This window comes from Paenibacillus glycinis, assembly GCF_009909185.1.
Lineage (GTDB): Bacteria > Bacillota > Bacilli > Paenibacillales > Paenibacillaceae > Paenibacillus_Z > Paenibacillus_Z glycinis.
The window spans coordinates 25677-40710 of record NZ_JAAAMV010000011.1 but is presented as its reverse complement, the minus strand read 5'-3'; the positions used below and the strand labels follow the sequence as shown (position 1 = coordinate 40710).

The window sequence follows — 15034 nt, the reverse complement described above, 5'->3', positions numbered from 1 at the left end:
AGCGCCACTCCCAAATCGACAAGCCGACCCCGGAATTCCGGGGTCGGCTTGTTTCGTATTGGCGCGGGCGAGGGCGAGAAACGGTGCAACCCGCAGAATTATGCTGGAAAATGAAGGATACGCGAGGATGGGCGCGTTTTCAAGTCCGGTTTTCATCGATTTACACGAGGATAACCTCCGCCAACGGGTTTTACTTCGTCCGCGCGGCTGCCGTATGATTTAGCTCAGCACGCGGAAATGAACCGCCGCATCGCGAGAAAGCCCGAGATTACGCGTAACACAGACGTTCCTTTTGACTGTGGTCGAAGCCCGGGAGACGCGTATTTCCCTTTCCGGGCTTCTTTTCATTGCCGGGAAACGAGGGGGAACTGCATGGTCATCATTTGCGTATTCGCGGCGGCCTATCTCATCTATCTCGTCTATGCGCTGCTGAATAGCGAGAAATTTTAAATGGCCGGTCCGGCTTCTGGGGGGTACATGCATGGCGTCCAATGATTATCGCAATTCAATGACCGGCAAGCTGGTGCGCCGCGCGCTGCTGGACAGCGTACGCAAGCTGAATCCGGTGAGGATGATGAGCAATCCGGTGCTGTTCGTCGTCGAAGGCGCGGCCGTGCTGACGCTGCTTATCCTCGTATTTCCCGCTGCCTTTCACGCGTCCGGCAGGCAGGGCTACACGACGTCGGTCTTCCTCATTCTGCTCTTCACCATCCTGTTCGCCAATTTCGCGGAAGCCTTGGCCGAGGGCAGGGGCCAGGCGCAGGCCGATTTCCTGAGGAAATCGCAAACGGGCACGAAAGCGAAGCGGCTGCGAAAGGACGGCTCCGTGCAGCTCGTGCCGTCCTCGGAGCTTCGCCGCAAGGATCTGATCCTGATCGAGAAGGGCGATCTCGTCCCCGGGGACGGGGAAATCGTGGCGGGCGCCGCGGTCATCGACGAATCCGCCGTCACGGGCGAATCGACCCCGGTGCTCAAGCGGGCGCACGGCGATTCCAGCTCGGTGACCGGAGGCACCTTGGTCGTGAGCGACCGGATCACGGTGCGGATCACCGCCGACCCCGGCGAAAGCTTCCTCGACCGGATGATCCAGCTCGTCGAGGGCGCCAAGCGCCAGAAGTCCCCGAACGAGGTGGCGCTGAACAGCCTGCTCATCGTATTCACGATCATCTTCCTCATCGTCGTCGTCACCCTCGCCCCCATCGCCGGCTACGTCGGCGTGACGATCGAGACCTCTACGCTGATCGCGCTGCTCGTCTGTCTCATCCCGACCACGATCGGCGGCTTGCTGTCGGCGATCGGCATTGCCGGCATGAGCCGGGTGATGCGCTTCAACGTCTTGGCCATGTCGGGCAAGGCCGTGGAAACGGCCGGGGATATCGGCACCGTCATCCTGGACAAGACCGGCACGATTACGTACGGCAACCGCAGGGCGTACCGCTTCATTCCCGCTCCGGGCGCAACAGAGCGCGAGCTGGTTGCCGCAGCCGTCGCCGCGTCGCTTCACGACGAGACCCCGGAAGGCCGATCGGTGCTGGATTATGCCAAGAGCATCCCCTTCGAATGGAACGAGGCCGATTACGCCGGAGGTGCCGTCGTTCCCTTCTCCGCGGAGAACCGCATGAGCGGACTTCTGCTGGAGGACGCGTCCTATTACAAAGGCGCCGCGCAGGAGATCAAGGCGCATGTATTGAGATCGGGCGGGGATTATCCGGCGCTCGCCGACGCGATCGGCGAGGACATCGCGAAGGAAGGCGGCACGCCGCTCGCGGTGTGCCGCGACAACCGGCTGCTCGGGTTCATCTACTTGAAGGATACGATCAAGCCGGGCCTCAAAGAGAAGCTGGACGAATTGCGGCAGATGGGCATCAAGACGATCATGTGCACGGGGGACAACCGGTTGACCGCGGAGACGATCGCCCGGGAGGTCGGCGTCGACGAATGCATCGCCGAGTGCAAGCCGGAGGAGAAGATACGCGTGGTGCTCGCGGAGCAAGCGCAGGGCAAGATGGTCGCCATGACGGGAGACGGCACGAACGACGCGCCGGCGCTGGCCCAGGCCGATGTCGGCATCGCGATGAACAGCGGCACGACCGCGGCCAAGGAAGCGGCCAATATGGTCAATCTGGATTCCGATCCGGCCAAGCTCATCCAGGTTATCTTCACCGGCAAGCAGCTGCTCGTGACGCGCGGCGCCTTGACGGCGTTCAGCCTCGCCAACGACTTCTCCAAGTATTTCGCCATTCTGCCCGCGGCGCTGGCGGGCTTCATGCCGCAGATGGACGCGCTGAACGTCATGCGGCTGCATTCGCCGGAGTCGGCGGTGCTGTCCGCCTTGATCTTCAACGCCTTGATCATTCCGGCGCTCATCCCCGTCGCGATTCGGGGCGTGCGGTTCGCGCCGATGAGCGCGGACAAGCTGCTGCAGCGGAACCTGCTGATCTACGGCGTCGGCGGGATCTTCATCCCGTTCCTCGGCATCAAAGCCGTGGATATGGCGTTACGATTGTTCGATTAAAGGAGGCTTGCCGATGAGATACACCATCCGAACGAAGCTGATGATCGCCTTCACGTCGGCCGGCCTGCTGCTTGGGCTGAACGGGCAATTGTGGTACGGCTTTGCGGAGCGGCTCCATGACCGGCCGCCGGGCGACGCGGCATTCGAATCCGAGCTGCTGCGGCTGCTCGGGATCACCGTCGGCTGCTTCGCGCTTATTATCGGCATCGGGCTGCTGACCTCGCGCCTGGTCGCGAGACCGGCCGCCCGTATCGTGGAAAGGGTGGAAATCATGGCCTTGGGCGACTTGCAGGGCAGCGAGCTGCGGCTGACGCAGCGGGATGAATGGGGCGAGGCCGCCAAAGCGGTCAACCATATGGGCCGGAACCTTCGCGGCCTGATTCGAAGAGTGACCGACTCGTCCGCCGAGCTGATCGCGGGCGTCGACCGGCTGAACGAGACCGCCGAGACGACGGTCCGCGCGGCCAAGCAGATCGGCGAGGCGACGCGCTCCATCTCCATCGGCTCGGAGAAACAGGTCGACCGCGCGGCGGATGCGGCCTCCTCCTTCCAGGACATCGATCACGGGCTGCGGCGCATCGCCGAATATGCCGAGGACGTGAACGGCTCCGCGTCGAATGCCGTGAAGGAAGCCGAGGCGGGCGATGCCGTCATCGCCCGCAACGTCGAACAGATGCGGACGATTCAGCTCGCCTTCGGGCATTCCGGCGATATCGTGCGCAAGCTGGGCGAGCGCTCGCGGGAGATCGGCGAATTCGTCAGCACCATTCGCGCGATCGCCGAGACGACGAACCTGCTCGCGCTGAACGCGTCCATCGAAGCGGCCCGCGCCGGCGAGCACGGCCTTGGCTTCTCGGTCGTGGCGAGCGAAGTGAAGAAGCTCGCGGCCGAAGCCAAGCTGGCCTCCGACCGGATCGCCGCGCTGATCGATTCCGTCCGGTCGGAAGTCCGCCTGGCGATCGAGACGATGCGGGACAGCGGCGAAGAGGTCCAGACCGGCATGAATCTGATGGCGGAAGCCAGCCGGTCCTTCCGGCAAATCGTCCATGCCGTCTACGACGTCAGCCAGCGCGGCCGGCAGGTCCGGGTCATTACGGAGGACGCCACCGCGCAATCGGAACGCCTCGCGGCCATGACCGCGGAGCTGGAATTCATCGCGAAGCTGGCTTGGGCCAGCTCGGTCGAAGCCGCGAACTTCTCCTCCGAGCAGGCGGCCGCGATGGAAGGGCTGTTCCAAGCCGCCGAAACCTTGCAGAGCATGTCCCGCGAGATGAACGAGCTGGTGCAGCGATTCAAAATCTAGCCGAAGCCGCGACGAAAAGCCCGGTTATGCCCGCGATGGGCATAACCGGGCTTTTGCGCCGCCTCTCGGCGGATTAATCGCGCTGGCGGGCCAGCGCCTTGATTTCCTTGCTGCCCAGAATCGCCGGCTCGAACTCCGCCCTTGCGGCGTGGATCATGGCAAGCCCGAGCTCGCGCAGCGAGACGACGGCTCCCGGCAGCAGCGCGCGCGCGACCGGATACAGCCATGTCAGCGCGCGGTAAAACTTGTGCGCGTTCTTCAGCCCGCGCGTCGGGTGGATATAGCCGGGACGGAACATGTACGCGCGCTTGAAGGGCAGGAGAAGCAGCCCGTTCTCGGTCTTTCCTTTCACCCGCGCCCACATGCTTCTGCCCTTCTCGGTGCCGTCCGTGCCCGAGCCCGTGACGTAGCAGAACACCATGTCCGGGTTCGCGCGCGCGAGCAGCTCCGCGGCGTCCAGCGTCAAATCATGCGTGACGCGGGTGTAATTCGCTTCGCTCATGCCGACCGACGAGACGCCCAGGCAGAAATAGCAGGCGTTGTAGCCGGATACCTCCGCGGCGATCGGCGACCAATCGTAGAGATCCGGAAGCACGATCTCCCGCAGCTTGGCATGCGTCACGCCGCACGGCCTGCGGCCGATGACCAGCACCCGCTCCACGTCCGGATGCAGGAGGCATTCATGCAGCACGCCTTCGCCGACCATGCCGGTCGCGCCCGTCAGGATCGCGCGGATCGGATTCTTCGCTCCTTGTCGCGCCATCGTTCGTCCGTCCCCTCTCCCCCGCGCCGCTTATTCTTTGGCGTCCAGGAACTTGCGAATGCCGTCCACCGCCACTTGGTGATCCTCTTCGCCGGCCAGGCCCGATACGGTCACGGTGCCGACCTTGCCCTTGCCGCGCACGAGAATCGGGAACGAGCCGCCCTCGCCCTGGTATTCCTCGAGCGAGAGGCCGGAGGCGTCCTTGAACGTCGTTCCTTCCGCCTTGTACTTCTCGCCGACGTAGAGCGAGCTGTGCCCGTAATGGTGCACGACGTTCTTCTTCGCGTTGATCCAGTAGACGTTATCCTTGGACGTGCCCGTCATGTAGTGCGTGAACAGCGGGTATTCGCCGTTCTCGATATGTACCGCGATGCCTCTGCCGATCACGGCTCTGGCATGCTCGACGATGATGCGGCCCAGCTCGAAGGCATCCTCGTTCGTGAACGACTCGAATTGCAATTCTTCTTCTTGCGACAGCAGCGCTTTCAGGAATTCGCTCATGTAGGGTGGTCCCTCGCTTTCGTAGGTTGTTCCCCTCTATAGTACGACAAAACGGCCGCCAAATAAAATCGCCGCCTTAATCGACCTTCGCGCCGTGCGAGCGCAGGAACAACACGGCCTGCTCGGTATCCATCCGCACGCCCTTCACGTCCACGGACGGCCAATTGACCCCGTCCATCCCCGCGCCGCGGAGATCCGCCCCCTTCAGCTTCGTCTGCGACAGGTTGACCCGCGTCAGGTCGCAGCCCCGGAGGTCGGCCTTCTCGAGATTCGCGTTCGACAAGTCGGCCTCCTTGAAGCAGATGCCCCTCAGATCCTGTTTCGACAGGCGCGCATGCTTCAGGTTCGTGTAGGACCAGTCGCCTCCGACGGCGGTGAAGCCGTCCAGCTGCGCCTTGGAAAAGTCGGAGCCCATCATCTTGCAGCCGGTAAACGCGGAGACGAACAGATTGGCCTCGACGAAATTGCAGTTCAGAAACGCCGATTCGGCATGCGTCGACGCATTCAGCAGCGCCCCGCGAAAGTCGCATTCCACGAACCGGCAGCCGCTCGTGGCGAGCTCCTCCATGGAAGCGCCGACGAAGCTGCAGCGCTCGAACGTGCAGCGAATAAGCTCGCCGTCCCGCAGATCGCGGCCGCCGAAGCTGACGGCTTCGTAATGCTGATCGATGTATTGAAACACCGGATTCCCCCCTGTTCGCGCGGAAGCTTGTCCCGTATCCTGCGTTATCGCGCGTGAATATCCCGTTTATCGTAGCACACTCCCGCCGGCTCGCCTATCGTCCCGGCTCGGGAATCGCGTTCCCCGCGAGCGTCAGGGTTATTGCATAAGCTTTAAGCTCCTTGAGAAGGTTTGTCCAAGATATGCCCGCAATCTCGGCACCTTCCTGCCGCCAACCTTCGGACTTGCATCGATGTCCTATAATAAGGGTGATCACGCGCAAGAAGGAGATAAGCCGAGCTAACGGGAGGCTGTTATGGATGGCGAATTTCTACGCCGAAACAACGCGGTTAGGTGATGCACGGGAAAAGCCGCTCCGCATCCGATTAATCGGATGCGAAGCGGCCCTTTCGGCTAAAATCGTGTACGATTTATGAAAACAACCCGGCAAGCCGAAGCAAACCGTAAATTGCGACCGCCGCTTCTTCGCGCGTGGACGCGGCCTTTGGCAGGAAGAAGAGCTTGCCGCCTTTCTCCGCTCCGGCCATCATGCCGCTATCCGTAACGGCTTGGACGCTGTTTTTCGCATAGTCGGCAATGTCCTTGCCGTCCGCGTAGGTGACGTGGCTCGATACGGCATCCAGTTTCAGATGGAGCAGCGCGGCGGCCCTCTCCAGCATCATCGCCAAATCCTGATGCGTGATGATCCCGTCCGGATCGAATGTTCCGTTCCCCAGTCCATTGATCAGACCAGCCTGATACGCGGCCCCCACTTCGTCCGCATACCATTTATCTGACGGTACGTCACGGAACGGCTTCTCGGCGTTGTTCGGCAAGCCAAGCGCGCGGCTGAGCATCGCCGCGAATTGCGCGCGCGTCACCTGGACGGTTGGCGAGAACGCCGTAGTCGACGTTCCTTCGACCAAGAGCCTGTTCGCCAGGGCGAAAATCCGATCCTTCGCCGATCGGCCCGCCATGTCCTGGAACGCGACCGCTCTGGCCGCTACCGCGTAGGTAGCGTAGCCGGGACGAACGATCGTAACCGTGGTGGTGCCGTCGGCATTGCTCGTAAAGGCTGCGGGCGCAGGGTTAACCAGCTGATTCGCAAGGTAGAGCGCGCCGGCTGCCTTCGGATCGGCGTCCTTCGGAAGGACGAAGGACTGCTTCACCACATCCTTGCCCGAAAGCGGCAACGGCCGTACATCCGAGCCCGTTATGCTGCTCACGTCGAACGCGACCGGCGTTCCGATCACCGTGATGCCAGGCACAGCGCTTGAAAACGAAGCGCTTTGCGCGGCTGCGTTTGCCATCGCAATCAGCAGATCCGCGTTGGCCGGCGCCTTGGCGAGCGCCGCCGCCGGCAGCGCCAGAGCGGAGGCTCCGTTGGTGAACACGACGGAGTTGTCCGCGTTGGACTTGAGCAGCAGCGCGACTTGGCTTGCGGACAAGCGAAGCAGCGATTGCTGCGAAGCCGTTGCCGCGACCGCGACGACGACGGCTGCCGGAGCTTTGCTCAAGGCTTGCCGCAAGTCGGCATCGGCGATGACGGCCGTCACGCGGTTACCGTCCGTTTTCACCGTTGGCGTAACCGCTCGCTTCGTTTGTCCATGGCCGATGACGGCCTCCAATGCGTAATCCGCGCTTGGCGCAGACGGAGCGATAACAATGCCGCCTGTTCCTCCGCCATTTCCTCCTCCGCCGCTGGCATTGCCGACAAACAATTTGCCCTCCGCGGCTGCTTGCGATTCATTGCCGCTTTCATCCCAAGCGCGGACTACAATAAGGCCGCCATTAACAGGCGAAGAATCCGGTACCAAATAACTTCCTTCATAGTGCCCCGGAGTCGATGCGCTTTCCTTCATCGCGATCTCGCTTGCTTTCGCGCTGTTCAGTGCCATTGGATACTTGATCCAGAACGAAGCGTTCAGACCGGGATCGCTGTCGAAAGATACGCGCAGCGTGTCGCCAGGCTTCAAATTCAAATCCCTCGCCGGCTCAAGGCTTGCGATATCCGGCGCGTCCATATCCAAATGCACGTTGCGCGTGACCGTGGTTTCATTGCCCGCAAGGTCTTTCGCGGTGACGCGGATTACGTTATCGCCTTCATCCAGCAGACTGCGGTGCGTGAATGAGCCGTCGGAATCGACCTCTGCCGGTTCGCCGTTCACGGTTAATTCGTCGAAGTATTCGTCGCCGGTCGTTCCCGTGACGGTCAGCGCTTCTTTATTCGTTCTAAAATCGTCCACCGGCGCATCCAGCGACAGACTCGGGCCCGTAATGTCCAGGATGACATCCGCAGGTTCGGAGCGATCCGTTATTTTGCCGTTCATCGCGAACTCGGCGGTCAAACGGTTCAGTCCGGGAAGCAGCCGGGCGGTTAAGCTGAACTTGCCGTCCCGCGTCGTGCCGGTCGCGGCCAGATCCGCGCCGTTATACAAGTTGACAGTGGCTCCGTCGGCAGGCGCCAATCCCTCGACGTCAACGCTGTCCTTATTCGTATGGTAGTTTGCGGCGGGGGAATCGATAACGGGCGGATGCAACGGATCGTTCACAAGTGCCCGGATCATCCAATTGCCGTCCCCGAATACGCGCCACGTTCCATCGACCGTTTGCCAACTGCGGCCTGCCTGCGGTTCGTCGAGATCCACGGACATGCTGATTTGATTCGGATTGTCACCGACTTGAATGCCCGCGATATAGAAATCGTCGTGCATCATTATCGGCGTAGGCAGCGATACGCTGGTCCACTCCCCGTTCCTTAAGCCCGTTCCCGGGAATGGACCCGCCAACAGCTTGCCTGGAGAACCTCCCGGTCCGTGCGCGTCATAAATCGCATATTGAAACTGATCCGATCCGGGATCCGGCCAGTTCGCGTCCCAGAACCGGAACAGCGCGCCCGTCAGCAGCACGTTGTCCGATCCCGGCGTCATGCGAACCGCATAGCCGTTTCCGCCCTCGTAATAAGCGAATCCGTCTTCGCCCGTTCCGTCGTCGTAACCGATCGAATTGGGATAGCCGACGAAGGGTTTGAGCGCCACGTTTACTTCCGCCGTACCGCCCGGAGGGGCCTTTACGGTCACGCGTTTTAACTGATATTCCTCGGAAGAGACAGACAACGTGTAGTCGCCTTCGAGCACGTCCAGCTGGAAGGCTCCGTTCTCGTCCGTGCGGACGGGCGCGATATGGGCGTCCTCCATCGCCATGACGACCGCATCCGCGACCGGCTGCTTGGTTCGCTCATCGGTAACGACGCCGGCGATTCGACCTTGCGGTATGGCTTCCAAGTTGAAATCCACCTCGCTGGCCCCATCCTTCGCGATCGTCACGGGCTTTGTTTGCGGATAATAACCGTAGGCCTCCGCCAGCAGATGATAATTTCCGGCTAGATAATGGAACGCGTATTCGCCCGTTTGACGGTTCGTGGGGACGGAAAGACCGGTTTCAAGCAGCGTCACGGTTCCGTTGGCCGGCAAACCTTGCGGCTTGGCCATGACAGCCGGTACGGGCGCGTTTTCTTCCACCGTATCCGTCGCCGCTAAGGAGAATAACGGTTGCGCGGGAGCCGGCTGCGAAAGCTGCGTACCGGCATAGGCTTGATCGGCTTGCATGATGGCTTCAGGCGCATCGACGTCCAGCACGCGGAAATTATCGATATACCAGCCCGCAAAACTAACGCCCAAGTCGCTTTCCATGCGGAAACGGAATTGAACTTGTTGGTGCAGATAAGGAGCGAGATCGTAGCTGAACGTTTCCCAATGCTCGTCCGCGTTATTCCAATAGCCGTTGAAGGAGGCGATTTCCGTCCAGGTCGCACCCCCGTCGGCGGTAATTTCGAAACGGCCGAAATCATAATCGTCGATCTCGTAAAACTGGTGGAAAAGCACGGCCGGATGCTCGGCCTGTCCCAAGTCGATAACGGGCGAGACCAAGGAATAATCGCCTTGATTCGCGTATCTGCCGGCTAGGTTGGTTCCCCATACATTCGGGGGCGACATGGCGCTCTTAGGTCCGATCGAAGTCGGGATCCCCCGCGCCCAATCGTCGTTTTGTCCGCCGTGCGTCCAGCCGTTATCCGTCGATCCGTCGAAATTATCCTCGAACAAAGGGATAAAATGGGGAATCTCGACGGTATGCGCCTGCGATGGCTCGCCCGTATTCCCGCTGTAATCGAAAGCGGCGACTTGATAATGGGCGGTCGTATCGTGAACCGCGGCGAAGTCCGTAAATGCGGCCGATCCGGTCGTTCCGATCCTCTCGGGCGGTCCGTCTCCGGACGCGCGATACACATCGTATCCGGCCACGTCTTCGTCGGCCGGGGCTTCCCACGTCAAGCTTACGTTCCCGACGGCGTCGGATACTCCCGTTAGACCCGTAGGCGCGGCAGGCGGAAGGGAGTCCGGAGGCTGCACGGATAAATCGTCGATATACCAGCCTTCTTCCAATCCGCCATTTTCTGCAACGGCTAGATTAAACAGGAGATCGATTCGCTGACCGGCGTACGGCCGCAGGTCGATGAATTGCGTTCCCCAACCGCCGCTCTCCCCGGTGAATTTGGCCATTTCGTAGCTGCCGTTACCGGTTGTCACGTATACAATGCCGTAATCGTAATCCGGGACGACTTTATACCAGTTCTTAAAAGATAAAATGGCGCCTTCCGGACTCTCCGTCAAATCGATCGGCGGCGTCAACAGAAAGGAATTCGTTCCCACTTGATAAGGCGTCTCCAGATTGGAGGCGGCGGCTTTGCTTCCGGAATAAGCGGCTTTCGGTCCTAATTGAGGGGTGCCTATTCCCCACGTATTATTTTGGCCGCCCGTCATGTAGCCCGTGGTGTCTCCTTCGAAATCCTGCAGATAGCCCGGTTTGATGCCGTTCGAGACCTCCACGGAATATACGGGGGATTCGACGCGGTTGTCCCCGTAGTCGGTCGCCGCGATGTAATATTCCATGCCCGCTTCCGGCTTCATCTCTTCGACGGGGAGGGGGGATTCGTATTGACCGGATTTAAAATCGCCGGACACCCTGTTCAATGGCACTTCGATGTATTCGTCCGCATCTTTGCTTCTTACATAGGCTGTTACTTGCTCGACGCTGATATTGTCGGAGACTTGGGCAGACAGCTTCGCGTCTCGGCCCTTATAAACGACCGATACAGGCCGATGCTCGATGGCCGGGGCCAGTTCATCCTCGCCTCCCGTCAGAACCTTCCCGGACACGGCGCCCGTGCCGGAATCGCCAACGACCGAACGGACGGCCGCGTACGCGTTAATGATCCCGTATCCATACGCTTGGTTCGGGGTATCGGGATAGTCCCCGTCCGTTCGAGGCGTAGCCGTGTCCTCCAAGACTTGTTCGATTTGGTCGACCGTCAGGGAATGATTGGCCTGCATGAGCAATGCCGCGACGCCGGCCGTTAGCGGGGAAGCCATGGAAGTGCCATCCGCATACAGATACTGGCCGCCCGGAAAAGAGGAGCGGATGCTTACGCCAGGCGCGGAAACCTCCGGCTTCAGCTCGCCGTAGGGAGACGGGCCGCGCAAGGAGAAATAGGCAATCTCGCCATTGCTGTCGGTTGCGCCCGTGGCGAACGATTCCGGATAATTCCCCGGGCTCGTCACGGAGCCCGATCCGCCTGGATTGCTCGGCGTCATATTGCCCGCCGCAAATGCCGGAAATATGCCCGCGGCACGCCATGCCTGCACAATCGAACGATAGAACTCGTTCTTGCCGGCTTGCTCGTTGCCCCAAGAGTTGTTCACGACGTCCGGCGCCATCTCCGGGTGCAGCTCGCCACTGCTGTCCGTCGGCGCAAGCAGCCACTGGCCGGCGGCAAGTATAACGGCATCCGTCGACGAAGGATTGAATATCCGGACGGCTATCCATTTCGCGCCGGGCGCGGCGCCGATCCGGTTGCTTCCGTCTTCTTCCGAGCCTACCATGGTTCCCACCGTATGCGTACCATGGCCATCGTTGTCTTGCGGGAGCGGCGCGCCGCTGTGGGCATCATACCAGCTTAGCTCGGGATGGACGATTATGCCGTCCTCGTACGCGCGCCATTTCCGCTTCAATGCCGGGTGCGTATAATCCACGCCCGAATCGATGCTGGCTACGACGATCCCGGTGCCGTCGATGCCCATCTCCCATGCTTTAGGAGCTTGCACGTAGTCGATGTTCCACTCCACGTTATCCGCGGCGGGCGCTGCCGCTTCGGATGAAACGTCGGCCTCCGCGGCGTTCCCGGAGGCCGGTCCTTTTGCCTGCCGGGCATCGTCGAGAAAATATTCCTGATTGGGAAGGATGCTTGCAACCTCCGGCCGAGCGGCCAGCTGTTCCATCACCTTCTTGGTGGAGGTGACGGCCATGGCATTGACGATAAAGAAGCTCTTATAGTCTTTGACGCCGCCGTTGGCGGACTTGGCTTTATCCAAAACGGCTTCAATGGAACCCTGCGTCTTGAATGCCGTTTCCCGCAAAGAACCGATCACGGCATTGCGCACGGAAAGTTTGGCGGCGGCGGGGGTGATTTTCTTCTTAAGCGCTTGGTCTTGCGCAAGCCGGGACGCCTGGACAGCGTCCGCCTGCTCCTTCATTTTAATTAAGTAGGTAACGTATTCGGCCTCGCCGAACGCTTTGACCACTTGGGCATCGATTTTGGTAATCGCGGAGGAGGAGAACAGTGAACCGGAGTCCGTATGTACAGCTTCGTTATGTATAAGTTCGTCCGCGGCCGCCGACGTCGGAAGCGTGAGGGCGAGTACGAGAAGGGCAGCGACCCAGACGGATAGTTTTTGCTTCCAGGCTTTCCAAATCACAGTGCTTGTCAGCTCCTTGTCAAATGAAATAGAACCTTCGCATATGCATTTCTTGTTGGATTTTGCATGGATAATTTGACAGAAAGCCTCCTTCCCAGTCGAAAAACGAGCCTTTATAGAAGATTCCGGTAATGATACAAGGCCTATTATAGAGTCGAAGCCAAAAATAATAGTAGAGACTTCCTTAATGGGGAATTAGTGGCGTTAAGGTCACTAGCTTAGGTATTCGGATACATAATGGAGGTAAATGCTTCGGAAGCGGCGGTTATGTGATCAAAATAAGCCATTTTTCGACGCGATCGGACACCGGTTTCCGCCATTTTTCGCGTTAAAATAAATTTAAATTTTTAAACTTTTAACGAATTTCTAGTAAAAGCCGTTCCGCTTGCGCATCATATAGTTCGTATTGCGAGGTTATCAAGCCCTAAACGGCGAATTGCGCAAACGCAAAAAAACCGCAATCGGACACTTTAGCGAAGTGTGCCTCTTGCGGGTTCTTTTAACGGCTGCTGCCGACGCTTCCGTTGCGCTGGTCTTTTACTCGAGCAGCCTGGATAAACGGCAGCTGATTCACTCGGAGCACGTCCGAGCTGCCCGGCGCCTTGGCGTGATTGCGGTCGTCTTCTTCCGAGCCGGCCATCGTATGCGCGCCGTCTCTGCTTGCGGACTAGATTCGGCACACCGGATCGCCTGCCTCCGAAACCTCCGTTTACAGCTTCGTATCGTCCACGCCGTCCAGCCAAGCCTCGATTCCCTTGACCGTGGACGCGACGCCGCCCGGCTCGAACGGCGAGAGCAGGCCGGCATATTCGACGAGCTCGAGGAACGACCGGCTTCCCCCGGCGCGGCACAGCCGCAAATAACTGGCCCACGCCTCCTCGGCGTTCCCGTTCATCCGATTCCAATAGTCGAACGCGCACAGCTGCGCCAACGCGTAATCGATATAGTAGAACGGATAGTGATAGATATGAAGCTGGCGCTGCCAGAAGCCGCCCCGCTCCAAGAAATCGTTGCCCTCGTAATGGCGATGCGGCAAATACGTCCGTTCGATGTTCCGCCACATGCGCTTGCGCTCGGCCGGCGTCGCGTCCGGATTGGCGTACACCTCGTGCTGGAACTCGTCCACCGCCGCGATGTACGGAACGCCGAGCAGGGCGCTCGAGAGATGGTTAAAGCGGTATTTGTCCGCGTCTTCCTTGAAAAACCGCTCCATCCACGGCCAAGCGAAAAACTCCATGCTCATGGAATGGATCTCGCACGCCTCCGCGGTGGGGAAGAAATACTCCGGGATGCGCAGATGGCGGCTCTCGTAAGCCTGGAACGCGTGGCCGACCTCATGCGTCAGCACGTCGATGTCCCCCGCGGTGCCGTTGAAATTCGAGAAAATAAAGGGCGCTTCGTACGCGGGCAGGTACGTGCAGTAGCCGCCCCCTTGCTTGCCGGGCTTGCTCACCAGGTCCATTAATCCGCGTTCGGTCATGAAGCGGAAGAATTCGTCGGTCTCCGGGGACATCTCCCGGTACATGTCGGCGCCGTTCGCCACGATCCAATCCGGGTCGCCCTTGGGCGTCGGGTTGCCCGAGCGGAATTTATAATTCTCGTCGTAATACTCCAAGCGGTCGACCCCGATGCGGATCCGCTGGCGTTCTTTCATGCGGGTGGCCGCCGGCACGATGTGCGCCAGCACTTCCTGCCGGAAACGGCTTACCATTTCCTCGTTGTAATCCGTGCGGTTCATGCGCGCATAGCCGAGCGCGACGAAATTATCGAACCCCAGCGTTCGGGCGATTCGCGTGCGGACCTTCACCAGCTCGTCGAAGACGCGGTCCAGCTCTTCCTCGTGCTCCGCCATGAACGCGTAGCGGCTCTCCGCGGCGCGGCGCCGCGTGTCCCGGTCGGTCGACTGCTCGAAGGGGATCAGCTGCGGCAGCGTCCGCTCCTCGCCCTCGAACGGGATTTTGGCCGAAGCGATCAGCTGCGCGTACGCGGACACCAGCTTGTTCTCCTTCTGCAGGTCCTCGATGATTTCCGGCTTGAACGTGTCCAAGGCCGATTCGGCCAAACGGAACAGCTGGCTGCCGAAGCGCGCCTCCAGCTCCCGGCGGAAACGCGACTGGACGAGCGCCCGGTAGTAGTCGGTAACGTATTCCTGGATGATCGGCTTGATCTCGTCCATGTAATCCTGCTCGGACTTGTAAAACGCGTCGGCGGTGTCGACGGAGTGCCGGATCTCCACCAGCTGCGCCTGCGTCTCGAATTCGATGCGCAGCCGGTTGACGGCTTCCATCGCCTCGCTCTGCTCTTGCGCGTTCGGGGCTTCGTTAAACGAATGAATAAGTTCCTTGAACCGCAGCCCAAGCTCCTTCGCATCGGGCCGTTCATACGGGTACTGGCTGAATTTCAGATCCGGATTAACCATTCGATCACGCTCCATCGCTTTTTTTTGGAAATCTCTCGATCACCTTCGCGGGCTGTCGCC

8 protein-coding genes are annotated in these 15034 nt (G+C 60.2%); 2 read left to right on the top strand and 6 right to left on the bottom strand.

Features of this window, described 5'->3' with window-relative positions; translation table 11 throughout:
• The first annotated feature begins 481 nt into the window (after positions 1–481).
• Both kdpB and GT019_RS15155 read left to right on the top strand, forming a co-directional pair.
• Positions 482–2515, top strand: a complete 2034-nt coding sequence (gene kdpB, locus GT019_RS15160) for a potassium-transporting ATPase subunit KdpB (protein ID WP_161744036.1) — start codon at positions 482–484, stop codon at positions 2513–2515.
• A 13-nt stretch (positions 2516–2528) separates the two neighbouring features.
• The gene (locus tag GT019_RS15155) at positions 2529–3818 is read left to right on the top strand and encodes a methyl-accepting chemotaxis protein (RefSeq protein WP_161744035.1); all 1290 of its coding nucleotides are present in this window, start codon (positions 2529–2531) and stop codon (positions 3816–3818) included.
• Positions 3819–3891: 73 nt separating this feature from the next.
• On the opposite strand, the gene GT019_RS15150 is transcribed toward GT019_RS15155, so the two are convergent.
• The 6 genes from GT019_RS15150 to GT019_RS15125 form a co-directional block, all read right to left on the bottom strand.
• Entirely contained in the window at positions 3892–4581 is a 690-nt protein-coding gene (locus tag GT019_RS15150; RefSeq protein WP_161744034.1) for an NAD-dependent epimerase/dehydratase family protein, read from the bottom strand.
• A 30-nt stretch (positions 4582–4611) separates the two neighbouring features.
• Complete coding sequence (locus GT019_RS15145; protein WP_161744033.1) at positions 4612–5082, bottom strand: heme-degrading domain-containing protein; 471 nt, start codon at positions 5080–5082, stop codon at positions 4612–4614.
• 76 nt (positions 5083–5158) lie between these two features.
• Positions 5159–5764 carry a pentapeptide repeat-containing protein gene (locus GT019_RS15140; RefSeq protein ID WP_161744032.1) on the bottom strand — a complete coding sequence of 202 codons (606 nt, stop codon included), beginning with the start codon at positions 5762–5764 and terminating at the stop codon, positions 5159–5161.
• A 410-nt stretch (positions 5765–6174) separates the two neighbouring features.
• Positions 6175–12555 carry a S8 family serine peptidase gene (locus GT019_RS15135; RefSeq protein ID WP_161744031.1) on the bottom strand — a complete coding sequence of 2127 codons (6381 nt, stop codon included), beginning with the start codon at positions 12553–12555 and terminating at the stop codon, positions 6175–6177.
• Between the two features lie 499 nt (positions 12556–13054).
• On the bottom strand, positions 13055–13195 hold the full coding sequence (locus GT019_RS15130; RefSeq protein ID WP_161744030.1) for a hypothetical protein: 141 nt from the start codon (positions 13193–13195) through the stop codon (positions 13055–13057).
• 69 nt (positions 13196–13264) lie between these two features.
• Entirely contained in the window at positions 13265–14974 is a 1710-nt protein-coding gene (locus GT019_RS15125; RefSeq protein ID WP_161744029.1) for a M3 family oligoendopeptidase, read from the bottom strand.
• Between the last annotated feature and the right edge of the window lie 60 nt (positions 14975–15034).